21 protein-coding genes are annotated in these 22,997 nt (G+C 39.4%); 8 read left to right on the plus strand and 13 right to left on the minus strand.

What is annotated here, in order from left to right; all coding sequences use genetic code 11:
* Positions 1-31: 31 nt before the first annotated feature.
* A complete protein-coding gene (locus JM79_RS05680; protein WP_141877217.1) occupies positions 32-817 on the minus strand; it encodes a prolyl oligopeptidase family serine peptidase in 786 nt (261 codons plus the stop codon).
* 141 nt (positions 818-958) lie between these two features.
* Here JM79_RS05680 and bshC point away from each other — a divergent pair, with 141 nt between their 5' ends.
* Positions 959-2,575, plus strand: a complete 1,617-nt coding sequence (gene bshC, locus JM79_RS05685) for a bacillithiol biosynthesis cysteine-adding enzyme BshC (RefSeq protein WP_141879182.1) — start codon at positions 959-961, stop codon at positions 2,573-2,575.
* A gap of 1 nt (position 2,576) precedes the next feature.
* Entirely contained in the window at positions 2,577-3,941 is a 1,365-nt protein-coding gene (locus tag JM79_RS05690) for an aminotransferase class V-fold PLP-dependent enzyme (protein WP_141879181.1), read from the plus strand.
* 3 nt (positions 3,942-3,944) lie between these two features.
* On the opposite strand, the gene JM79_RS05695 is transcribed toward JM79_RS05690, so the two are convergent.
* A complete protein-coding gene (locus JM79_RS05695; protein WP_141877218.1) occupies positions 3,945-4,670 on the minus strand; it encodes an SIMPL domain-containing protein in 726 nt (241 codons plus the stop codon).
* A gap of 86 nt (positions 4,671-4,756) precedes the next feature.
* On the opposite strand from JM79_RS05695, the gene guaA reads away from it, so the two are divergent.
* Genes guaA through JM79_RS05715 form a run of 4 tightly spaced genes read left to right on the plus strand, consistent with a single transcriptional unit; the run spans position 4,757 to position 9,262 of the window.
* Positions 4,757-6,286: a glutamine-hydrolyzing GMP synthase gene (guaA, locus tag JM79_RS05700; protein ID WP_141877219.1), complete on the plus strand. Its 1,530-nt coding sequence runs from the start codon at positions 4,757-4,759 to the stop codon at positions 6,284-6,286.
* Positions 6,287-6,307: 21 nt separating this feature from the next.
* On the plus strand, positions 6,308-8,332 hold the full coding sequence (locus JM79_RS05705; protein WP_141877220.1) for a LysM peptidoglycan-binding domain-containing protein: 2,025 nt from the start codon (positions 6,308-6,310) through the stop codon (positions 8,330-8,332).
* Positions 8,322-8,723 carry an OsmC family protein gene (locus JM79_RS05710; RefSeq protein ID WP_141877221.1) on the plus strand — a complete coding sequence of 134 codons (402 nt, stop codon included), beginning with the start codon at positions 8,322-8,324 and terminating at the stop codon, positions 8,721-8,723. The genes JM79_RS05705 and JM79_RS05710 overlap by 11 nt, the downstream gene beginning before the upstream one ends.
* Positions 8,720-9,262 (plus strand): DUF922 domain-containing protein, encoded by a 543-nt coding sequence (locus JM79_RS05715; RefSeq protein WP_141877222.1) that lies wholly within the window; start codon positions 8,720-8,722, stop codon positions 9,260-9,262. Before JM79_RS05710 ends, JM79_RS05715 begins: the two co-directional genes overlap by 4 nt.
* Here JM79_RS05715 and JM79_RS05720 read toward each other — a convergent pair.
* From JM79_RS05720 to JM79_RS05735, 4 genes are all read right to left on the minus strand, one after another.
* Positions 9,259-10,209, minus strand: coding sequence for a nitronate monooxygenase (locus tag JM79_RS05720; protein ID WP_141877223.1), 951 nt, complete (start codon positions 10,207-10,209; stop codon positions 9,259-9,261). The genes JM79_RS05715 and JM79_RS05720 overlap by 4 nt on opposite strands.
* Positions 10,209-11,789, minus strand: coding sequence for a S8 family serine peptidase (locus JM79_RS05725; protein WP_141877224.1), 1,581 nt, complete (start codon positions 11,787-11,789; stop codon positions 10,209-10,211). The genes JM79_RS05720 and JM79_RS05725 overlap by 1 nt, the downstream gene beginning before the upstream one ends.
* Before the next feature lie 25 nt (positions 11,790-11,814).
* Positions 11,815-13,002, minus strand: a complete 1,188-nt coding sequence (gene mnmA / locus JM79_RS05730; protein ID WP_141877225.1) for a tRNA 2-thiouridine(34) synthase MnmA — start codon at positions 13,000-13,002, stop codon at positions 11,815-11,817.
* Positions 13,003-13,113: 111 nt separating this feature from the next.
* Positions 13,114-13,509, minus strand: coding sequence for a lipocalin family protein (locus tag JM79_RS05735; RefSeq protein WP_185739463.1), 396 nt, complete (start codon positions 13,507-13,509; stop codon positions 13,114-13,116).
* Between the two features lie 186 nt (positions 13,510-13,695).
* Between JM79_RS05735 and JM79_RS05740 the strand changes: the two genes are divergently transcribed.
* Complete coding sequence (locus tag JM79_RS05740; protein WP_141877227.1) at positions 13,696-14,706, plus strand: fasciclin domain-containing protein; 1,011 nt, start codon at positions 13,696-13,698, stop codon at positions 14,704-14,706.
* A gap of 73 nt (positions 14,707-14,779) precedes the next feature.
* Here the strand turns inward: JM79_RS05740 and yidC are convergent, their stop codons facing one another.
* The 6 genes from yidC to JM79_RS05770 all read right to left on the minus strand — a co-directional run bounded on the left by yidC (position 14,780) and on the right by JM79_RS05770 (position 20,505).
* On the minus strand, positions 14,780-16,633 hold the full coding sequence (gene yidC / locus JM79_RS05745; RefSeq protein ID WP_141877228.1) for a membrane protein insertase YidC: 1,854 nt from the start codon (positions 16,631-16,633) through the stop codon (positions 14,780-14,782).
* Positions 16,634-16,678: 45 nt separating this feature from the next.
* Positions 16,679-18,319 carry a CTP synthase gene (locus JM79_RS05750; protein WP_141877229.1) on the minus strand — a complete coding sequence of 547 codons (1,641 nt, stop codon included), beginning with the start codon at positions 18,317-18,319 and terminating at the stop codon, positions 16,679-16,681.
* Between the two features lie 111 nt (positions 18,320-18,430).
* Entirely contained in the window at positions 18,431-18,667 is a 237-nt protein-coding gene (locus tag JM79_RS05755) for a DUF3820 family protein (protein ID WP_141877230.1), read from the minus strand.
* A complete protein-coding gene (locus JM79_RS05760) occupies positions 18,668-19,036 on the minus strand; it encodes a response regulator (RefSeq protein WP_141877231.1) in 369 nt (122 codons plus the stop codon). It abuts the gene before it with no gap.
* Positions 19,033-19,902 (minus strand): histidine kinase, encoded by an 870-nt coding sequence (locus tag JM79_RS05765; protein ID WP_141877232.1) that lies wholly within the window; start codon positions 19,900-19,902, stop codon positions 19,033-19,035. The genes JM79_RS05760 and JM79_RS05765 overlap by 4 nt, the downstream gene beginning before the upstream one ends.
* Positions 19,903-19,917: 15 nt before the next feature.
* Positions 19,918-20,505, minus strand: a complete 588-nt coding sequence (locus JM79_RS05770; RefSeq protein WP_141877233.1) for a carboxymuconolactone decarboxylase family protein — start codon at positions 20,503-20,505, stop codon at positions 19,918-19,920.
* A gap of 226 nt (positions 20,506-20,731) precedes the next feature.
* On the opposite strand from JM79_RS05770, the gene JM79_RS05775 reads away from it, so the two are divergent.
* Entirely contained in the window at positions 20,732-22,267 is a 1,536-nt protein-coding gene (locus JM79_RS05775) for a GH3 auxin-responsive promoter family protein (protein ID WP_141877234.1), read from the plus strand.
* On the opposite strand, the gene JM79_RS05780 is transcribed toward JM79_RS05775, so the two are convergent.
* Positions 22,264-22,929 carry a hypothetical protein gene (locus tag JM79_RS05780; RefSeq protein WP_347707202.1) on the minus strand — a complete coding sequence of 222 codons (666 nt, stop codon included), beginning with the start codon at positions 22,927-22,929 and terminating at the stop codon, positions 22,264-22,266. The two genes, JM79_RS05775 and JM79_RS05780, sit on opposite strands and share 4 nt — an antisense overlap.
* Positions 22,930-22,997 lie beyond the last annotated feature (68 nt).

The following is a 22,997-nucleotide window of genomic DNA, read 5'->3' on the forward strand; positions in this document are numbered from 1 at the left end:
CATCCAAAATTAAGTAAAAAAAAGTCGCGATTTAGTCCCAAACTTCATCCTGTAGCCAACTCGCAGCATTTTGCAAATATGGAGCATAATTACAAGACTCATAATGCGTTAAACCAGGAGCTACTTCCAGAGTGACATTGGTACCGGCATCTTTTGTCGCAGCGACCCATTCCTGAGTTTCAGCAAGTGGGAATAATTCGTCGTTTTCCCCGTGAATAACATAGAGTGGGGTTTCTATGGTTCTAACACTTCCGTTAGAGCTAAAAGTACTGTAACTGCTAGCCATTGGGATGGATGCAGTAAAGATTTCCGGATAAACTTCAGCATAGAACCAGCTACCATTTCCACCATTACTGTAACCGGTTACCACGGTTTTATCTCTGTCAACATTCAAATATTTCTGAGTGAGATACATTAACCCGATAACGAGATCCTGGTTGAAAGCGCTGTTCCAAAGCTGCGTTCCTCCATTAGGACTTACAATAATTGGATCCAAAGCTGCGAATCCAGGCTCGGCATAACAGGCAGTGTTTTTATGAGCATTTGCATTTCCGCTAGCTGCACCATGAAGAGTTAGCACAAGAGGTCTTTCAGAAGAGGAAGCACTTTCCGGGAGGATCACTCTAAAATTCCAGGAACTCCCGTTAAGATTTTCAAGTGTAACATCATTGATCCCTGGTTGCAGGTTCAAGGCTTGAAAGTCTGCTTCGAGATCTTCAATGCTTCTGCGATCTAACGTTGGAGCGTCATCATCACTTGAACAGGATGCAAATGAGAATGTGATTAATAGAGCGAAAATTAGTCGTTTTAAGATCATGACCTACTGGTTTTTGATTGATAACCGGAATTTATGAATTTTATAGATGTTAAGTTAATTGTAAAGAATAAATATGCGGCTGGTCTCGATTTAGTTTCCTTCCTAAAAGGTTTTATCTTTACAGCAATTATAAACAGGTTGATGTCTACAGATCATATAGCTTATCCCGATACCAATTATTTTACTCCATTAATCCTGGATTATCTTTCAGAAAAGGAAAGTCTTGGACATTTGTATCATCGTTTCCCTAAAATTGAAAATTTCAGGGCTCAGATCGATGAGAAATCCAGGTCTTACAACAATTCCATTCGTAAGGATCTGGTAGAAGTTCTAAAAGAGCAGTATTCAGATCTTAAAGTTTCTGAGACTACGTCTGGCAACATCGATCTCTTATCTTCAGAAAAGACATTTACAGTGGTCACTGGTCATCAGCTTAATCTATTTACGGGTCCGCTTTATTTTCTTTATAAGATAGTTTCCACGATCAATCTTACCAGGAAGTTAAAAGAAGAACATAAAGAGAATGATTTTGTGCCAGTATACTGGATGGCTACAGAGGATCATGATTTTGAAGAGATCAATTTCTTTAATCTCCACGGAAAAAAATTCAAATGGAATAATGCCGAAAAGCGGGCAGGAGCGACTGCTGTTGGTAAACTTTCCACGGAAGGGCTTGAGGAAGTTTTTAAGCTTTTTTCTGCCGAGATTGGTGGAGGAACTAATGCCGAAGAATTGAAGGAAATGTTTCAGAAAGCTTACCTGGAGCATGATAACTTAACCGATGCCACGCGCTATCTGGCGAACAGACTATTCGGCAAAGAAGGTCTTGTCATCATCGCAGCTGGAGATTCCCGATTAAAGAAACATTTTTCCAGCCATATAAAGAATGAATTATTAAATGAGTCTTCCTCAAAAGCTTCGCAAGTAGCCATAGATTCTTTGGCAGAACTTGATTATAAAGTACAGGTGAATCCGCGAGATATCAACTTATTTTATGTCAATGATGAGATTCGGGAACGTATCGTTAAAAAAGATTCTCGGTATTATGTTCATGAAACAGAGATAAGCTGGAGCAAGGAAGAAATACTTGCAGAAGTAGATGCACACCCGGAACGATTTAGTCCAAATGTCATGATGCGACCGCTTTACCAGGAAGTGCTGCTTCCAAATCTTTGTTATATAGGTGGAGGTGGAGAACTTGCTTACTGGTTGCAGCTCAACAATTATTTTGAAGCCGAAAACGTGGTTTTTCCAATGTTGTTGCTTCGGAATTCAGCATTACTGCAAACTGCTAAACAGGATGCCAAACGCAGAAAACTCGATATTTCACTGAAGGAATTATTTCTGAAACAACATGAATTGATCAATCGAAAGGTTCGGAAGATCAGTAATATCAATATTGATTTTTCAGAACAGAAAGAGCATTTGATTCAGCAATTTCAGCAGATGTATGAGCTGGCTGAGAAAACCGATAAATCTTTTATTGGTGCAGTAAAAGCGCAGGAAGTAAAGCAGCTTAAAGGTCTGGATAATCTTGAAAACCGACTCCTGCAAGCACAGAAAAGAAAACTAAAGGATGAAGTAGAGCGAATCGCCGCTTTACAGAATGATTTATTCCCAAACAGAAGTCTGCAGGAGCGGCAAACAAATTTCTCTGAATATTACGATGAATACGGTCAGGAGCTTATCGAGCGCCTTTTAACAGAATTAGATCCTTTAGACGCAAACTTTAAAATTATCACTTTTGGAAAAGAATAGAATGCATACCATAGATATGGATCTGGTTGAAATGACGTTGGACGTGATGAAGTACGCCATTGATCGTATATCTAATGTGACGCCGGAACTTGGTGCGCCAAAGAAGGAAGAAGAACTTTTGAGACTTGTAGGAGAAACTATAACTCCTGAAGGTATTGGAGGGGAAAGTGCATTCCAGTTATTTAAGAACGTACTGGTTAAAGCAACGGTACCTATAGATCACCCAAGGCACCTGGCATTTGTGCCTGCTGCACCAACCAGGGCTGCGATCATGTTTGACCTGGTAACTTCAGCTTCGAGTATTCATGGTTCTTACTGGATGGAAGGAGCCGGAGGGATATTTTGTGAAAACCAGGCGATGAAATGGCTGGTAAGTTTAACCGGTCTACCGGAAACTGCTTTTGGTGTATTTACAAGTGGTGGTACAGCTGCAAATCTTTCGGCATTAGTTACGGCAAGAGAAGAGTGGCGAGAACAAAAGCCAGCTCACGCCAGAGAGAGAGCACTTTTGATCACTTCAACAGGTGCACATTCTTCAATAAAATCCATGGCGAAAGTTATGGATGCAGATGTTCACCTGGTCAATTCAGATGAAGAATTTTTATCGGGAACTGCACTTCAGAAGGAATTAGAAAATTTAAGCGAACAGGATAGAAACAGACTTTTTGCGGTGGTAGCAACGGGTGGAACAACCAATGCCGGAATCATAGATGATCTGGAAGGAGTGGCAAATGTTTGTGCCAAAGAAAATATCTGGCTGCATGTAGATTGTGCGTATGGAGGTGGAGCGCTGGCTGCAGACTCGGTTAGACATTTGTTTAACGGTATCGAGCAGGCAGACAGTATCACTATAGATCCTCATAAATGGCTGTTTTCACCTTACGATTGTGGCGCGGTGATCTACAAGAACCTAGAACTTGCGAAAAAAGCACATTCTCAAAAAGGAGCTTATCTAGAAATATTTAAGGACGAGGGAGCCCAGGGTTTTAATCCTGCAGATTACCAGATCCAGCTAACCCGTAGATTGCGTGGGATGCCATTATGGTTTTCACTGGCGATGCATGGAACTAACAAGTATAAAGAAGCCATCGAACGAGGGATAGAACTTGCAAATATTGCCGCTTCCAAAGTGGAACAGAATGATTTGCTTGAACTGGTACGACCGGCAAGTTTATCTGTAGTTTTATTTAAAAGAAAAGGATGGTCTGCGGAAGATTACCGTGACTGGACCTACAAAAATCACAATTCAGGATTTGCCTTGGTCACCCCATCTCTGTGGAAGGATGAAAGCGTGGTGAGATTCTGCTTTATTAATCCGGATACTACTGAAGATGATATTGAACAGATACTAGCTACTTTAGACTAATACTTAATCTATTTCATATTCAAGCCGCATTGTTATCGATGCGGTTTTGTTTTTATCTGCCGTGTTATATGCGCCACTCCAGCTAAAATCCTCACCGCTATTCTGACCTGTGATCTGAAACACGCCCATATTAGCACTTTTAAGATCGCCAAGATCTTCCCCGCTGTTCGATGCGATTTTCTCTGCACGTAGTCTGGCATCCTCCGTAGCTTTAGAGATCATTTCAATTTTGAGATCTGCTATTTTGGTATAGTAATACCTGGGAGGAGAGGAGTTAAACTGGACACCTTTATTCAGCAATTCTGTGATCTCACGTGACACATTTTCGATGAGCTCTACATTACTGCTTTCAATTTTCACAGGTTGGGTTAGTTCGTAACCCTTGAAAATGCTACCTACATAATTACCATTTTGATACTGATTTTCTTGCTGTTCATTAGTTTGAACCGAATTAAAGACAATGTTCTCATCTTTGATGCCCTTCCCTATGAGATAGGATCTGACAATATTTTTATCCTGATCAAGTTGATTATAAGCCGCTTCCAGATTCGGAGAATTTCTACTGAATCTTCCTTCCCACACAATTAGATCTGAAACAAAGTTCTCACTACCCGAGCCGGTCACCGAAATGACACCATCGGGATTCGCTCTTGAAACGTAAGCATCACCCAGAAAATAGGCTGCAACCATGATCGCAATGGCAAAAATTATAGCACTTAAATATTTCATATTTGACAAAGTCTTAATGCATTTTAAATATAGAAATTTTCCATCTTCCATGGCCTCCTTTTTTACCTAAATTCCTATTTTTGCGCATGCAAAACAACGTACTCATCCTAGACTTTGGTTCGCAGTATACGCAGCTTATCGCAAGGCGTGTTAGGGAACTGAACATTTATTGCGAGATCTATCCATACTCGAAAATTCCAGAAGATTTATCAGGTTTTAAAGCGGTTATCCTTTCAGGAAGTCCATTTTCTGTAAGAGCCGAAGATGCTCCGCATCCAGATCTATCACAGATTAGAGGTAAATTGCCTATGCTGGCAGTTTGCTATGGTGCTCAGTATCTTGCCCACTTTTTCGGTGGAAAAGTTGAACCTTCAGATACAAGGGAATTTGGAAGAGCGAATCTTTCGGTGATTAAGGATGCAGAATTGTTGTTTGAAGATATTAAAGAGAATTCACAGGTTTGGATGAGTCACAGTGATTCTATTATAAACCTTCCTGAAAATGCGGTAAGATTGGCAAGTACTTCAGATGTGCTGAATGCAGCTTACAGAATTGAAGGTGAAGAGACCTACGCGATCCAGTTTCATCCAGAAGTTTATCATTCAACAGATGGAAAACAATTACTGGAGAACTTTCTTGTAAAGATTGCGGGTACGGAGCAAAGCTGGACGCCTGGAGCCTTTGTTGATCTAACAGTTTCAGAATTACAGGAAAAGATCGGAGATGACAAGGTAGTTCTGGGGCTTAGTGGAGGCGTGGATTCTACGGTTGCTGCTGTTTTATTACATCAGGCTATTGGCGAAAACCTGTATTGTATTTTCGTTAATAATGGTCTTCTACGAAAGAACGAATTTGAAAGTGTACTGGACCAGTACAAGGACATGGGGCTTAATGTAAAGGGAGTGGATGCTTCGGCACGATTTCTGGATGCGTTGAAAGGTCTTTCAGATCCTGAAGAAAAGAGAAAAGCGATCGGAAACACTTTTATTGAAGTTTTCGATGATGAAGCTCACGAGATCAAGGACGTTGTTTACCTGGCTCAGGGAACTATCTATCCAGATGTGATCGAGTCAGTTTCAGTTAATGGACCTTCAGTAACGATCAAGTCGCACCACAATGTGGGAGGATTACCCGATTTCATGAAGCTGAAAGTGGTAGAGCCGCTAAGAATGCTATTCAAAGATGAAGTAAGAAGAGTAGGAAAGGAACTTGGGATCGATAAAGTATTACTGGGAAGACATCCATTTCCAGGTCCGGGACTGGCGATTAGAATTCTTGGTGATATAACGGCAGAAAAAGTGCGAATACTTCAAGAAGTAGATCATATCTTTATACAGGGATTAAGAGACTGGATGTTATATGATAAAGTATGGCAGGCCGGAGCGATCTTACTACCTATACAGTCGGTAGGAGTTATGGGTGATGAAAGGACTTATGAGCAGGTTGTAGCATTGAGAGCAGTGGAATCCACAGATGGTATGACTGCAGACTGGGTGAATTTACCTTACGAGTTCTTGCAAAAGACTTCGAATACAATAATCAACCGGGTGAAGGGCGTTAATAGAGTAGTCTATGATATTAGCTCCAAACCACCGGCAACTATAGAGTGGGAATAAGATCTCAAAAAAGATAAAAGAATGAAGTACCTATTTGTGTTATGTTTCCTTTTCCAGGTGATAAGTATGTCTGCAAACGCGCAGTCTTACAAATATCATACAGTGAAAAAAGGTGAAACTGTGTTTAGTATCTCCCAGTCTTACAGTATTGATGAGGAGGACATCTATAAATACAACCCGGAAGCAAAGAACGGAATAGGGATCGATGAAAAACTCGTCATTCCAATTTCTGAAAATAATACTGAAGTGTCTACAAATACAGAAACTTCAGCTACATCTGTATCTTTTAAAGAACACCAGGTAAAGAAAAAGGAGACGCTTTATAGTCTTTCCAAGGAATACGGACTTAGTATCGATAATATTAAAAGGTATAATAAGCAGTTATATTCCAAGGAGCTTCAGATAGGAGAAACCATTCAAATTCCTGTTGGAAATATCCCTGCGGAAAATGTGGTGGTAACAAATACTCCTCAACCGGAATCAACAAATCAGTCAGAGAAAGTTACAGCAGAGAAACCTGTGAATTCTAAAGCTTCCAGTAGTTCGCAAAACTTCATGACCAGAGAGCATATTGTACTTCCGCAGGAAACCAAATATGGAATTGCAAGAAAGTATGGCATGACACTGAAGGAGCTGGACGAGATGAATCCTAAAGTAGAAATATTACAGCCTGGAATGATGATTCGTGTTGGCACTGCTGTCCTGGATGAGGAACCAGTGATCATAACAGATGATCGTTTTCGATTTTATGAAGTGAAACCACAGGAAACTCTTTACAGATTATCTAAAAAATTTGAAGTATCTCAGGATTCTTTGATCAAATTGAATCCTGCATTAAGTGAAGGATTGAAATTTGGAATGGTGCTTAAGGTTCCAAAAAAGGATGGAAATTCTGAAGATGAGGAGAATGACCAGTATACTGGTATGGAAGCAGGTTCACAGTCTAAAGTAGATCTAAAATCTTTTATCGATAATCGTGATACTAAGGAGATCGCTTTAATGTTGCCGTTTCATCTGGATAAGGTTGATGCCGATTCAATTCCTACCTATCGTAATGCTATTCTTAATGAAAGAGTGATACGAATTTCTCTTGATTTCCACAGTGGTGTTCTAATGGCGGTGGAGAAAGCGAAAAGTATGGGGATTTCTACAAAACTTAAGGTGTATGACACCAGAAGAAGTACTGGAGAAGCTTCAAACATTCTTAGAACCAATAACTTTGATAATGTAGATGCTGTTATAGGTCCGCTTATTCAGGATGTTACAGAAACTGTGGCTGGAGCGTTGGAGAACAGGAACATTCCTGTGATCAATCCACTAAGTAATCGTAGCATGAAAGGCTACGGAAACTTATTCCAGTCCCGACCAAGCGAGGAATTCCTAAGATCAAAGATGGTTGACTATATCGCTAGAAATGCGGGTGGAAAAAATGTTATCGTTATTGCCGACTCAAAATCTTACGCCATCAAAAATGAATTGATGAGTGCGGTACCTTCGGCGAGAACACTAAACCCTTCAGATAATTTTGTTTCCGAAGCAAAACTGGCGGAAGTGATGTCTTCAGGAGAAAACTGGGTGATCCTTGAGTCTGAAAATATGAACCTTATAAGTAGTGTTGCTGCTGCTTTGAACAGGTTGACAAGAAATAATAAGATCACGCTGCTTACTACCAATAAGAATAATGGATACGAAAGTGATGTGATCTCCAACAATCATCTGGGGAAACTGAAACTTCATTATCCTTCAGTAGATAAAGAATTTGATAACCAGCAGGATGATGAGTTCGTAAAGGAATATTCAAAAAAGTTCAAAGTACAGCCTAACCAGTATGCCGTTCGTGGTTATGATCTAACAATGGATATCTTGCTCAGACTCGCTTCTGCGAAAGATCTATACGAAAGCTTTGAAAAATACCCAGGTTATACAGAATATTACGAGAGCAAATTTCATTATTTGATGAAGCCTGAAGGTGGATATACTAATGATGCGATCTATATTTTAAACCTGAATGAAGATCTAACTATAACTGAAGCAAATGACCTCTAAAGTTACATACCTCGGAAATTTAAGAACAGAAGCTGAACATTTGCAAAGTGGATCGAAAATGATCACCGATGCTCCTGTGGACAATCATGGGAAAGGAGAAGCTTTTTCCCCAACAGATACTGTGGCAACGGCACTTGCTTCCTGCATGCTGACGATCATGGGTATTAAAGCCACTGATCATCAAATGGAAATTGAGGGTACAACCGCTGAGGTTACCAAGGTGATGACCGATAAGCCACGAAGGATCTCGAAAATTGAGATCAATATATCTATCAAAGGAAGCTTTGAGGAGAAGGAAAGGAAGATCCTTGAGAACGCTGCACTTACCTGCCCGGTCTATCATAGTTTGCATACAGATATAGAAAAGCCAGTAACTTTTACGTATTCTTGAAAAAAGTATTTCTCGTCTTATTTTTCTTCGGAATTTCCCATATTGGGTGTGCTCAGGAAAACAGAAAAATTGAATGGGCTGATATAGATCGTCTTAGCTGGCAAAATTTTGAGGCTTCACCAGATCATAGTATAGATTTTTCAGCAAATACGAATTCCGGGATGAGCTATTCCTGGAACTATAGTACGAGCACAGGAAAGCCCGAGCTTACCCATGAAGTGAAAAGTAATTTCTATCCAGATCTAAGCTGGGTAAAGGATGTGAATAATCCAGCATATTTACTCGCTCATGAACAACTGCATTTTGATATAACCGAATTACATGCCCGCAAGCTAAGAAAACGACTTGCTGAATATGAAATAGGCAGAAGGATACGACATGATCTTAAGAAACTTTATAACATTACTGAGGCTGAAAGAGTCGCAATGCAGAATCGTTTTGATGAAGAGACTTCACATAGTGAAAACAAAGAAGCAGAAGTCCTTTGGAGAAAATTTGTGGCTTCTAAATTAGCTGAATACGAAGATTTCGCGCTTTAAAATTGTTGTGAAGCAACTTTAGTTTCTTCAAATTCAGTAATCATTTCCTTTACAATTTCTGCGGCAGGTTTGATCTCGTTGATCAATCCGGAAATCTGACCTATTTCAAGTTCACCTTCTTCCAGATCGCCTTCATACATCCCTTTCTTTGCTCTGGCTCTGCCGAGTAATGTAGTAAGATCTTCTTTGCTTGGAGATTTAGTATAAAGTTCCTGAACATCTTCAAAAAACTTATTCTTCAGTAATCTGACGGGTGCAAGTTCTTTCAGGGTGAGTACAGTGTCGCCTTCTTTCGCTTTTACTACCATTTCCTTGAAATTCTGGTGAGAACTTGCTTCAGGAGTTGCTACGAACCTGCTTCCAACCTGTACGGCATCAGCTCCAAGCACCATCGCGGCAAACATTCCTTTGCCATTGCCAATTCCTCCAGCTGCTATCAGCGGAATATCGATCTTTTCACGAACCATAGGAATCAATGTAAAAGTGGTAGTTTCATCACGGCCATTATGACCACCTGCTTCAAATCCTTCGGCAACAATAGCATCTACGCCAGCTTCCTGAGATTTTACAGCAAATTTCACACTGCTTACTACATGTACCACTTTAATCCCATGACTTTGTAAGTGAGAGGTCCAGGTCTTGGGATTCCCGGCAGAAGTAAATACGATCTTTACACCCTCATCAATGATAATATCCATGACCTTGTCAATATCGGGATAGAGCATTGGCACGTTTACCGCAAAAGGTTGATCGGTAGCTTTTTTGCATTTTTGAATATGCTCCTTCAGGATTTCGGGATACATGGAGCCTGCCCCAATAATTCCAAGTCCACCGGCATTAGAGACTGCGCTGGCTAATTTCCAGCCGCTTGCCCAGATCATTCCCGCCTGTATTAAAGGATATTCAATATTGAAAAGTTCAGTGATTCTATTTTGCTTAAAACTCATTACTTTTTGATGATAAGAAATTTTTCAGTCGTGTTTTCAGATTCAAACATAGCAATATAAATACCACGAGAAAAGCCGGAAAGATTAATTTCTGAGGAAACGCTGCGTTCGTTCAAGACCATTTTCCCTGCGGTATTGAAAATCCGGATATTATAATTGGCTGCTGGTCCGGCAAATTTCAGAAAATCTTCTACCGGGTTTTGATATAAAACTAATTCCGAAGCATTAGTAGCTATGGGATTTGCGGGAGTTGAAAAGTCTGGAATACCATAACCAAGAAAATTATTGGTAGAATTGCTAAGATGCCCAAGATCTCTAACCAATTGCATCACCTCGAAATTAGTCCATTCCGGGTTTAATTGCCAGAAGCATGCAATGGCTCCTGCCATGATCGGGCTGGAGAATGATGTGCCATTTACCCCAACGAGCCTATCATCTTCGTTGATTGCTGCGACCTCAATAGCCTGAGCGACCACATCTGGTTTAATTCTCCCGTCTGCGGTGGGCCCAACAGAACTAAATGGTGCATAGTTCTCTGTAGGATCAACTCCACCAATGGCAAGCACATTAGCATCTGCAGGAGCGCTAATAATATTAAAATAATTTTCGTCTCCACGATTTCCCGCTGAAGTGACCACCAGCATTCCTTTTTGCATAGCCATATTAGCTCCTCTGGAAATAAAACTTGTTTGCCCATCCATATCATCCGGAGTATAACTATAGGCCGGGTTATCGTATAAAGTATATCCAAGTGAAGTATTGATGATATCAACACCCAGACTATCAGCTCGCTCGGCGGCCGCAACCCAATAGGCTTCCTCAACTGGAGTCTCATTAGCAGCAACTTCGGTAACAAAAAGATAATAAGCAGCATCTGGCGCAGTGCCTACATAAAAATTCTCTCTAAAAGCAGCCATGGTAGAAAGTACCAGTGTACCATGGTTATCCAGTGTGCTTGCGGAATAATCCTCTGAGCGATTCGTGAAATCATAACCTCCCAGTAAATTGTTCTTATTCCTTAAATTCTGAAACGATACCAGAGAATTTACATTTGGAAAACCAGAGTCCATCACGGCGATGATCATTTCATTTCCTGTTAAATCCTGCTTATGTAAATTCTGAAGATTAAGCATTCTAACCTGGTTAGAGGTTGAAGCATAATTAAAATCTATTTCTGTTTCAAGCTTATTCTCGTTGCTTTTCTGCGGAATGCTTTGACTCCTGTTAGAAAGTTCTTCGAGGAACTGGACATTGGCAACATGATCCAGACTTTCTAAAACCTCAATTGAATTTCGTTCACCTATTACGTAAACGCAATTAAACCATTTGGATTTAGCCTTAATTTCGAAACCAGATCTTGTTTTAAGATCGCTAATAAAAGCTTCATGAACCGGAACATCAAGAAAGTCAATAGTCGTACCTCTCAATAATTTGCGCTCGTAAGCTCTTTCAGAAAAAAGATTTTCGGGAGTTTCGAGTGCTTCAACTGCATTAGGTTTGTCTGTAAAATAAACCAAAGCGTGTTCCTGTGCGAAAGCACAACTGGAAATAAAAAAGATAAGTAGGAATATTTTTTTCATAGCAAACTGCCGGCAGGCAAGTAAGTTACGAAATTACCCCAGAACCCAGCAGTTCATCTTTACTATACCAGGCTACAAACTGACCTTCAGTGATCGAAGCCTGTGGTGTTTCAAAAACCACATACATGCCATTTTCAGTTTGATGTAAAACTGCTTCCTGCAACGGCTGGCGGTATCGAATACGAGCTTTAACTTTCATCTCTTTTCCATTTCCTATAGCCAGGTCTTTGCGAACCCAGTGCACTTCATCATTTGAAATGAACAAAGCCTGCCTGTAAATCCCGGGATGGTTCTTGCCCTGTCCCGTATAGATGACATTTTCGTTTACATCGGTATCGATCACGAATAAAGGTTCCGGAGTACCACCAACAGCCAGACCTTTTCTTTGTCCTTTTGTGAAATAATGTGCACCTTGATGATTTCCTACAACCTTGCCCTGATCTTTGCGATAATTGTATTTTTTAGATAGAAACTGCAATTCCTCATTTTTAGACGAAAAGCTCAATTCTTCCTCGTTGTAAATATCATCTTCGGAAGAAACCTCCACGATAACTCCTTCTTTCGGTTTTAATTTCTGCTGAAGAAAGTCTGGAAGTCTTACTTTACCAATAAAACAAAGTCCCTGAGAATCTTTTTTATCAGCAGTTACCAGATCCTGCTCTGAAGCGATCTTTCTCACTTCAGATTTCTGAAGTTCTCCAATAGGGAAGAGGGTTTTGGAAAGCTGATCCTGGGTTAACTGACATAGAAAATAAGACTGATCTTTATTAGAATCCATTCCAGACATAAGCTGGTAAATGGTTTCTCCATCCTTTTCAAATTCAGATTTACGGCAGTAATGCCCAGTAGCGACGTAGTCAGCACCCAGAGACAGGGCGATCTTCATAAACACATCGAACTTAATTTCGCGATTACAAAGTACATCGGGATTAGGAGTTCTACCTTTTTCGTATTCGTTAAACATATAGTCAACGATACGTTCCTTGTATTGTCCGCTAAGGTCTACGGTTTGAAATGGGATACCTAGTTTTTCTGCCACCAGCATCGCATCATTGCTATCATCCAGCCACGGGCATTCATCTGAGATGGTCACCGTATCATCATGCCAGTTCTTCATAAAAAGACCAATCACTTCATATCCCTGTTCTTTCAACAGGTATGCTGAAACACTGGAATCTACACCTCCGGATAAACCAACCACTACTTTTTTCATAGGTATCGTAACTTTTCTTTGACTTACATAAGAGTCGGATAAGAAGCCGCAAAATTACGAAATAAAAAAGGGTAGCGAAAGCTACCCTTTTCAATAAAACTTTGGTGAAAATTATTTTTCAAAAGTAAGCGATGAAGTAGGAAGGTCATTTGGGGTAAACGTAAAACGATCACCATCAAATGATACATTACCAGTAAGTTCTCCAAAACCGGGAACTGTAAAAGTGTATTGTGAATTGGAAGAACTGCTCCAGTCTCCTGTAGAAGTTTCAGATTCACATTCGCCACCAGCATTTGTGAAAAATTCTGAGTCAGCAGTGTTATCGTCCATGAAACTAAGATATGACTGGCTGGAACATTCATTAATTGAAAACCCAGGTACATTATTAGCTTCGACAAGAAACCAGGTTCCCAGAATCGATCCGTCATTATCCACTCCTGCATCGTCGTCATCACTACAGGAAGCAAGGATTCCTGTGAATAGTAATAATATTAAAATCTTCTTCATAAATAGGTATTTAGGTTTCTCAAATATAATCAAAGTTTTGTCGATTTCATTGGTTGATGTAATCTGTAAATATTTGAGCATCAGAAACTAAGCTGTTTAATGAAATTTAACAAAGATTAAACAGAATCATTAAAAATTCAGTAGTAGCTTTAAGTGATCAAAAATTTTAACTAAAATTCAAATGATATGAAATCAATTCTCAAAAACTCAAAAATTAGTATTCTATTGCTGGTAATCTGCTTTGGTTTTACAGCATGTGACGAAGACGATGACTTCATGACTTCAGACGATGTCATGGAAACTCCCGACCCAACAGACGATGTGGTAGAATCAAATACCATAGCAGATTTTGTGGTTGCTAATGAAAATTACTCTTCACTTTTAGCCGCTTTAGAGTCTACTGGATTGACCTCTACTTTTACTGGAGATGATGTTTATACTGTATTTGCTCCAGATAATGATGCATTTGCCGCTTTCCTTGATGAAAATGGATTCGATGCTCTGGAAGATGTGCCAACAGATGTTCTTACCCAGGTTCTTTTAAACCATGTACAAATGGGAGAGGTCATGTCTTCAGATCTTTCTACCGGATATATAGAAAGTATGTCTACAGCCGGACCTGATGGTGAGAATTTAAGTATGTATATCAATACTGAAAATGGTGTGGTTATTAATGGGGTGAGTACTGTTGAAACAGCAGATGTTGAAGTGGATAATGGTGTGATACACGCTGTAAGCGATGTAATTGGATTACCTAATGTGGTAACTTTTGCACTTGCAGATCCTACTTTTGACACTTTGGTTGCTGCATTGACCAGAGAAGATTCATATACTTTCGTTTCCACTCTACAAGCAGCTGATTCTCCAGCACCTTTTACTGTTTTTGCCCCTACAAATACAGCTTTCGGAGATCTTTTGGCTGAACTTGAACTTGAGGAACTTGGAGATCTTGATGCTGATACGCTGGCCACGGTGCTTAGCTATCATGTTCTAATAGATATGAATGTAACTTCAGATGAACTTGAAGATGGTATAGTAGTAACTTCGCTTCAGGGTGAGGATTTTACTATAAATCTTGGCGATACTGCAACTATAACCGATGTAAACGGAAGAACTTCAACCATTATCGCTACAGATGTTCAGGCTACAAATGGAGTAATTCATGCAATTGACACTGTTATTTTACCTACGTTATAACAGAAGCTCAGAACAAAGAAAAAAAGCCTCCGCATTTGCGGAGGCTTTTTCATTAAATATATTTCAGAAGAAATTATTTACCCTTTTGTTTCTTTTGTTGCTCTTCAGCCTGCTCCATCATTTGCTGGAACTTTCGAGTGAACTTATTCTGTTTCTTAGGTTTTTTCTTGTTTTCCTGGATCTTCGCATGAATCTTATCTTCGTCTACGATCACATATTTGATCACTAGCATGATTCCAATAGTAATTAGGTTCGAAGTGAAGTAATACAAGGAAAGTCCACTCGCATAGTTGTTGAAGAATACCAGCATAAACAATGGTGACAGGTACATCAGGAATTTCATATTAGGCATTCCTGGCTGTTGATTCGCCTGCATGCTTTGCCCGGTAGTCATCATCATATAGATAAAGATAGCTACAGAAGCAAGTATCGGGAACAAACTCACATGATCTCCATAAAATGGGATATGGAAAGGAAGTTCTGCGATAACATCATAACTGGAAAGGTCATCTGCCCATAAGAAGCTCTTCTGTCTAAGCTGAAATGCACTCGGGAAGAACTGGAACAAGGCGTAGAATACCGGTATCTGCATAAGCGCTGGCAAACATCCACTCATAGGACTGGCGCCTGCTTTGCTATACAGCTTCATGGTTTCCTGCTGCTTTTTCATCGCATTATCCTTGTACTTCTCATTCAGCTCATTGATCTCTGGTCTTAAGATCTTCATCTTAGCCTGTGATAAATAAGATTTATAAGTTACTGGAGATAGGACAATTCTAACCACAATGGTCATAGCAATGATCGCCAGACCGTAACTTGGAAGAACGCCTCCTAAAAATGCAAAGAATGGAATGAATAGATATTTGTTGATCCATCCAAAGATTCCCCAACCTAGCGGAATAATTTCATCCAGGTTTCTATCATAATCATTCAGAATCTTGTAATCTGAAGGACCATAATACCAGTTCATATTGTAGTTAAGTTCACCAGCCTTTAGTTCCAAAGGAATGCTGGAAGCAAAAGTCTTGGTGTAAACGGTGTCGATCTCTTCATCCTCAACAAGATTCTCTACTTCGAAACTTGCAGTTGCAAATGGTGTGTCTGTTAGTAAAATAGAGGAGAAAAAGTGTTGTCTGTAAGCGATATAACTTATATCCTCATCATCGTCATCACCATCACTTAAACTGTCATCATCACCACCATCATATTCCCAGATAAGGTCAGTGTACCTGTTCTCATATGAAATACTCTTTGCATGACGGTATCCTTTCAATTTCCAGTCAAGTACAGGAGTTGCTGAAGAATTTAACACGCCGGTAAGTCCTTCTGAACGTACGCTGAAATCCAGCATATACTCTCCCGGTCTCATTGCGTATCGGTATTCCAGGTACTCATCTTCTGAAACCTTAAGTTTCATAGATAGGATCTGGTTTCCATTGTTTTCAGTTAATTCCGGTTCAAAATATAGATCTTGCGTATTGAGAGTTCTTCCATCAGTAGTGTTTAAACTCATGTTCATGGAAGCATTCCCATCTTTGATAAGATATACTGGAATCGAATCGAAGGTCTTGAAATTCTTCAGTCTTGCTTCTTCGATGTAACCACCTTTATTAGAAACTCTTAGTTCCAGCAGGTCGTTTTCTATCGTCGTAGAACCTCCTTTTGCAGAAGACAGTGTTTCAGAATATCCAAAAGCACCCAAACGTTTTTGAGCATCTACAAGAGCGGTCGAGTCGCTTGCTGGTGTGGCTGTGTTTTCTTCGAACTCAGGAGTTGTTTCCTGATCTCTATTGATGTTTTCTTCCGTAGTAACTTCATCTACGCTCTCCGTTTCGTCTGGAGTGTTATTGTAAAGCATCCAGAGAAGGATACCACCAATTAAAATAAATCCAATGATGGATTGGACGTCAATTTTCTTTTCTTCCATTACTTAGTATTGCTTAATCTACCCAGTCAAATAAACGACCAGTTTCTATTTCTGCGCCATTTTGGCACTTTGTCTCTTTTCTGAATATTCTAATGCAGCTTTTACAAAAGAGACAAACAGGGGGTGTGGACTAGCCACGGTACTCTTATATTCGGGGTGATATTGAACACCAACAAACCATGGATGGTCTGCGAGTTCAATCACTTCCACCAGTTTTGTTTCTGGATTTATACCGGTACTTAGCATTCCTGCATTTTCCAGTTGTTCCTTATATTGATTGTTGTATTCGTAGCGATGACGATGTCTTTCTGAAATCATGTCTTTCCCGTAAGCGTCATGAATTACAGACTTCTTACTCAGTTCACAATCCCACGCACCAAGTCTCATCGTACCACCTTTGTGTGTAACTTCTTTTTGATCTGCCATAAGATCGATCACCGGATGTTTGGTCTCAGGATCCATTTCAGAAGAATTAGCACCTTTTAATTTAAGCACGTTTCTGGCAAACTCGATGACAGCCATTTGCATTCCAAGGCAGATTCCCAGAAATGGTAAATTGTTTTCACGAGCATATCTTACCGCGTCGATCTTTCCTTCGATACCACGTTCTCCAAATCCTGGTGCAACCAGAACTCCGTCAAGATGACTTATTTTATTGTGGATCGTACTATCATTTATAAATTCTGAATGAATGTATTCTACCTTCACAGAAACTTCGTTCTCGGCTCCAGCATGAATAAAAGATTCCAGAATAGATTTGTAAGAATCCTGAAGTTCCACATATTTTCCAATAAGTCCAATATGTACTTCAGCCTTAGGATTCTTATGTCGCTTCAAGAATTGATTCCAGCGATCCAGGTTAGGAGTAGAGTCGGTAGGGAGATCCAGTTTTTTCATGGTCACTGTATCCAGCCCTTCCTTGAGCATCATGTTTGGAACATCGTAGATCGTTCTTGCATCGATACTTTGTATCACAGCTTCCTGTCTAACATTACAGAAGATGGCAAGCTTTCTTCTGATATCATCTGATAGTTCATGCTCGGTTCTGCAAACAAGAATATCGGCTTTGATACCGCTTTCCATCAAAGTTTTTACACTATGCTGAGTTGGTTTGGTTTTCAACTCTCCTGCAGCAGAAAGATATGGAACCAGGGTAAGGTGAATTACCAGAGCATTATCATCGCCAAGCTCCCATTTTAGCTGTCTTACAGCTTCAATGTATGGTAGAGATTCAATATCACCTACAGTTCCTCCAATCTCAGTAATAACAATATCGTAATCGCCATTCTTTCCGAGGATCTGTATCCTTTCCTTGATCTCATTAGTGATATGAGGAACTACCTGTACTGTTTTTCCTAAAAATTCACCACGTCTTTCTTTTTCAATGACGCTTTGATAAATTCTTCCGGTAGTAACATTATTTGCCTGGGAAGTATTAACATTAAGAAAACGCTCGTAATGACCAAGATCAAGATCTGTTTCAGCTCCATCTTCAGTCACATAACATTCTCCGTGTTCGTAAGGATTTAAAGTTCCCGGATCTACATTGATATAAGGATCCAGTTTCTGAATAGTTGCTTTAAAACCCCTAGCCTGTAATAATTTCGCCAGAGACGCGGCAATAATTCCTTTTCCAAGAGAGGAAGATACACCGCCGGTGACGAATATATACTTGGTATCGGCCATTTCTAATCGTGTTTGTTGTGTTGTTATTCAGGGCGCTAAATTACAAAGAAGAATAGAAAAACCGCTTACTTTGAAGTTCTAATCTTAAGAGGTTTTTAACAGGAGAGGATCCTATTTTCTGGGGCGGGGATAGCGCATTCGAATTTGTCTCAAAAGGCCCTCGAGACTATTAACTTTCAGTTCGTAAACCTGTTGCATCTGGTCGCCAAGTTTCCCCTGCGGAAATCCTTTTTGTCTAAACCAAACATAATATGGTTCGGGGATATCTGAAAGATAGACACCTTTATATTTGCCAAAATGCATTTGTGCATAGGCTAATTCCAATAATTTCTGAGGATCTGGTTGCAATCAAGAAGCTTTTAAAAGTCCCGAAAGTTCGGAAAACTTCTGCTTATTCATAGGCTTCACCATGTATTTAATTACTGCCGGATAATCTTTAGCCTTATCTACATCGATCTTACTGGTGCTTGAAGTAAGAATGATGATACGGTGCCTGCAATTCCTGCTTTGTAACATTTCCAGAAACTCCCAGCCGTTCATTTCTGGCATATTTAGATCAAGAAAAATTATTGCATCACTGTCTTCAGACACAAACTCCATAGCTTCACACGGGTTCGTAAAATCTTTTACAATACCTTGATATCCTTCGATTTCAAGAAGTTTCTTGGTAATAAAATTCGAAATTGGCTGGTCATCTACCAGGTAGATCTTACTCATAATTCTTCAGCTTTTAAAGCCACTATTTCTTTAGATGCCATTTCTACCACTTCTTTTAAAACTACATCCAGTTCGTTCACGGTCGATTCAAGTTTTGGCATCATTTCAATTTTAAATGTTTCGGTATCCACTAGTTCTGCCAGCTGCACTATGCCTTGTATTCTAGATAAAGGCTCACGAACGTTGTGGGCGTTAAGTGCAGAAATATGAAGTAGCTTCTTATTTTTTTCAGCAATAGATTCGGTTCGTTTATTAATGGTCTGCTGTTGATTTTTTACGATCGTTTCGATTTGCTCATTCTTAAGCTTAATGGTCTCATAAGCTTCGGTTAAATTTTTATTCTGAATAGCGAGCTGCTTCTTAAGATAGATCTCGTTGAACTTGGATTGTATACAATCAACCACGAGCTTCAGAATATCAATATCTCCTACTGAAAAGGTCATGTGTTGATCGGCTAGCAGGGATACAATCACCTTTGAATCGGTCTTATCAAATGCCCATCCCCAGAGTACCGGATCAAATAGTTCTGACCTTTCTATTTTATTCTTTAGAAGTTTATCAGGAATGCTTCCGGTAAGTAACGGAATGCCCGTTTCTTTAAGATCTCTCTCGTAAGGAAATATTTCGGTTTCCGATTCAAAATCATACCAGATATTACCAGAGAACTGTTCAACGATGAAATTATCTTTTTCCCGAATGATACACATTCTCAAGATCCTGAAATTAATAAGATACTTCAGGTTAGTCTTACAAACATTAGCGATCTCTTCCAGGTTCGAACAACGATTTATACCGTTGGCGAATTTGGAATATGCTTCATAGGTGATCCTGTAAAGCTGGGAAGTATTGCTGCTAATATCCTGCATCGTAAAAGAAAACCCTTATTCCGGAGTTTCTAAAAGTTCATTATCGATCTTAATTCCAGATACATCTGCAATCGTATTCAACATGTTTACCAGGTCTGCCTGAGCCATAAGCTCCTGGATTTCTCTCTTTGTAAAACCTGCTTTTTCCAGACTATTAAAATCTTCATCAGAGATATCGGAATGATTTAAGGCTGCTTTGGTAACGATCTTTACAGCGGTTCGGTAACTTACCGGCATCGACGGACTATTGATATGTTGTGTAGCTTTAAAACCTTCATCTTCTGAGATCATACTACTCATACTATCTGCAAAGATGCCGTGTGCATGAGAGCAGTAATTGCAACCTCTTTCTTTCGAAACGTTGTAGATGATCAATTGCTTTAAGACGTTAGGAACTTCACCTTCCATAAGCGTATTCTTCAATTTGCTCCAGTTCCCTTTAAGTAGCGTCGCATTATCGCCCTGGCATTTAAACCAGTTTAAAACGAAGGGAAGTTGTAAGGTTTTTTTAGTATCGTCGTAAATTGTTTGAACTTCCGGAGAAGCTTCATCGTAGGAAACCATTCTATAACGAGACTGGTTCTGGGGTAAAGTTTGATTCATGTAGTTGTAATGGCTATAATTATACTTCGGACTGTAAATATTACAGTTATTTTTTGCATTTCATCGATGTTCGAAGGCATTTAACTTTTTCCTCCAAAAATACTTACTAATATAAAAAATAAGTAAGATAAAGCCTACAAAATTTCTGAGTTAAATATTTTGTAATCTTTAGCCTGTGAGCTATCGTATCTTTAGTTTTGATCAGATTAAAAACTACTTACAGAAAATGGCAATATTCGGTTCTATAATCAAGAGTTTGATTGATATAAAAGATTCTTTTACTACAGAAGGTGATGCTAATACCGAGCAACTGGATGTTTTAAAAAGTCTGTTGGATAAGGCAAAAGATACGGCCTTTGGAAAACATTATAAATTTGCAGAAATTCTTGAAGCAGAAGATGTGGAAAAGGAATTTGCACAGAGAGTACCTTATTTTGATTATAACAAGATCGATAAAGAATGGTGGCATTTATACCACGAAGGCGAAACAGATGTTACCTGGCCTGGTACACCACCATATTTTGCTTTAAGTTCTGGAACTACTGGTAAAACCAGCAAGAGAATCCCGGTGACTGAAGATATGGTTGATTCCATTCGGAATGCCGGAATACAGCAGGTGAGTGCTCTTAGCCATTTTGATCTTCCAGCAGATTTCTTCGAAAAAGAAATCATGATGTTGGGAAGTTCTACAGATCTGCAGAAAGAAGGAGATCACGAAGAAGGTGAAATTAGTGGTATTAGCGCCAGTAATATTCCATTCTGGTTTAGAGGTTATTATAAGCCAGGCGTTGAGATCGCTAAGATTGATGAGTGGGACGAACGTGTGAAGAAGATCGCCGAGACTGCAAAAGAGTGGGACATAGGTGCGTTAAGCGGAATTCCATCATGGATGGAACTTATGCTAAAAGAAGTTATTAAATATCATAAAGTTGATAATATCCACGAGATCTGGCCTAATCTACAGGTTTACACTTCTGGTGGGGTGGCATTTGAACCATACGAGAAAAGTTTTAATGCACTGCTGGGAAAACCGGTACAGGTTATTGATACTTATCTTGCTTCGGAAGGATTTTTGGCATTTCAGCAAAGGCCAAACACGCATTCAATGAAGTTGATCACCAATAATGGGATCTATTTTGAGTTCGTACCGTTCAAGCCAGATTACATTAATCAGGATGGTTCACTGACCGATGATGCGCCGGTAATTTCTATAGACGATGTAGAAGAGGAATTTGATTACGTATTATTGATCTCGACCGTGAGTGGAGCCTGGAGATATATTATTGGTGATACTATTAAGTTTACAGATAAAGAAAAGCATGAGATCAGAATCACCGGGAGAACGAAATTTTTCCTGAATGTTGTAGGATCTCAACTTTCAGTAAATAAAATGAACGATGCTGTTCAGGAACTTGAAGAGGAATATGATATTAGAATCCCGGAATATGTAGTTTCAGCTAAACGGGGAGAAGACAACGAATATTACCATTACTGGTATTTAGGAACAGAAGATCCTGCAGATTCAGATAAATTATCTGAGAGCCTGGATAACGCCTTGAAAAATGCCAATAAGAACTACAAAGTAGCACGTGGAAAAGCCTTGAAAGGTGTTCGTGTTCAAACTATAGATCCTAATACTTTCCATGAATGGAACGCTGCCAATAAGAAAAAAGGTGGTCAGGTTAAAATGGAAAAAGTAATGAATGAAGAGAAGTTCGCTGAATGGGAAAAATTCCTTGAAGATCTTAAATCGAACAACTAGTCGATAACTTCTTCATGAATTTCATCAATTAGCACCATAATTTCTTCTTGAGATAGATATAAATCCTGGATCCTGCTCTTATAGCTTTCACTTAGCTTAGAGTGATTCAGGATAAAATCTTTAGTAGCGATAATATTCTGGCCTAATCCGTGATTCACCGCATACGTATCTGCAGCTCTTTCAGCTTCACGAATGTAGTTATTGGAGGTCACGTAGCGAATTCCAAACCATAACATGTCTATAGCAGATCTATCACGATAGTCCATTACATGACCAAGCTCATGACCAAGCCATCCTATTAAAACTTCAGAAGGGACGTCTTTTACACTAAAGGTTTCGTCTTCGATCTTGAATTTTTCATTAATATAAATAACATAGCTTCTATTCTTCCTGTTTTTGAAGAATCCGCTCAACTTTGGTTGAGCCTGCATAAATGACTTTTTTATGTTCTTTTTGAACTTAAATTCAATAGGAGTGTCTTTAAGCTCCGGATAGTGAGAAAGTGCTACATAGGTTTCACGCCATATGTTTTCCGGTACGATCTTATTGCTATACTCTAAACTGTCCTTTTGATGCATGTTCGATTTCTGCTGGGCATTGCACAACGTAAACATCATCATGATCACGATAAAACTGAATCTGCTTTTAAGTAGGCTTGCCATAGTTATTTAATATTTCTAAAATTACAACAAAATTGATGCCTCTGGGACATTCGAATTTTAAAATAGAC

Origin of the sequence: Gramella sp. Hel_I_59 (assembly GCF_006714895.1) — a bacterium.
In the GTDB taxonomy this organism is placed as follows: Bacteria; Bacteroidota; Bacteroidia; order Flavobacteriales; family Flavobacteriaceae; genus Christiangramia.

Excerpts from the sequence above, each read along its gene's own strand:
- mnmA (WP_141877225.1), bottom strand. The coding sequence starts at position 13,002 with ATGAAAAAAGTAGTGGTTGGTTTATCCGGAGGTGTAGATTCCAGTGTT.
- JM79_RS05695 (WP_141877218.1), bottom strand. The coding sequence starts at position 4,670 with ATGAAATATTTAAGTGCTATAATTTTTGCCATTGCGATCATGGTTGCA.
- JM79_RS05720 (WP_141877223.1), bottom strand. The coding sequence starts at position 10,209 with ATGAGTTTTAAGCAAAATAGAATCACTGAACTTTTCAATATTGAATAT.
- JM79_RS05735 (WP_185739463.1), bottom strand. The coding sequence starts at position 13,509 with ATGAAGAAGATTTTAATATTATTACTATTCACAGGAATCCTTGCTTCC.
- JM79_RS05780 (WP_347707202.1), bottom strand. The coding sequence starts at position 22,929 with ATGGCAAGCCTACTTAAAAGCAGATTCAGTTTTATCGTGATCATGATG.
- JM79_RS05725 (WP_141877224.1), bottom strand. The coding sequence starts at position 11,789 with ATGAAAAAAATATTCCTACTTATCTTTTTTATTTCCAGTTGTGCTTTC.
- JM79_RS05765 (WP_141877232.1), bottom strand. The coding sequence starts at position 19,902 with ATGCAGGATATTAGCAGCAATACTTCCCAGCTTTACAGGATCACCTAT.
- JM79_RS05740 (WP_141877227.1), top strand. The coding sequence starts at position 13,696 with ATGAAATCAATTCTCAAAAACTCAAAAATTAGTATTCTATTGCTGGTA.
- JM79_RS05760 (WP_141877231.1), bottom strand. The coding sequence starts at position 19,036 with ATGAGTAAGATCTACCTGGTAGATGACCAGCCAATTTCGAATTTTATT.
- JM79_RS05750 (WP_141877229.1), bottom strand. The coding sequence starts at position 18,319 with ATGGCCGATACCAAGTATATATTCGTCACCGGCGGTGTATCTTCCTCT.
- JM79_RS05690 (WP_141879181.1), top strand. The coding sequence starts at position 2,577 with ATGCATACCATAGATATGGATCTGGTTGAAATGACGTTGGACGTGATG.
- JM79_RS05705 (WP_141877220.1), top strand. The coding sequence starts at position 6,308 with ATGAAGTACCTATTTGTGTTATGTTTCCTTTTCCAGGTGATAAGTATG.
- guaA (WP_141877219.1), top strand. The coding sequence starts at position 4,757 with ATGCAAAACAACGTACTCATCCTAGACTTTGGTTCGCAGTATACGCAG.
- JM79_RS05710 (WP_141877221.1), top strand. The coding sequence starts at position 8,322 with ATGACCTCTAAAGTTACATACCTCGGAAATTTAAGAACAGAAGCTGAA.
- JM79_RS05775 (WP_141877234.1), top strand. The coding sequence starts at position 20,732 with ATGGCAATATTCGGTTCTATAATCAAGAGTTTGATTGATATAAAAGAT.
- JM79_RS05770 (WP_141877233.1), bottom strand. The coding sequence starts at position 20,505 with ATGAATCAAACTTTACCCCAGAACCAGTCTCGTTATAGAATGGTTTCC.
- JM79_RS05680 (WP_141877217.1), bottom strand. The coding sequence starts at position 817 with ATGATCTTAAAACGACTAATTTTCGCTCTATTAATCACATTCTCATTT.
- yidC (WP_141877228.1), bottom strand. The coding sequence starts at position 16,633 with ATGGAAGAAAAGAAAATTGACGTCCAATCCATCATTGGATTTATTTTA.
- bshC (WP_141879182.1), top strand. The coding sequence starts at position 959 with ATGTCTACAGATCATATAGCTTATCCCGATACCAATTATTTTACTCCA.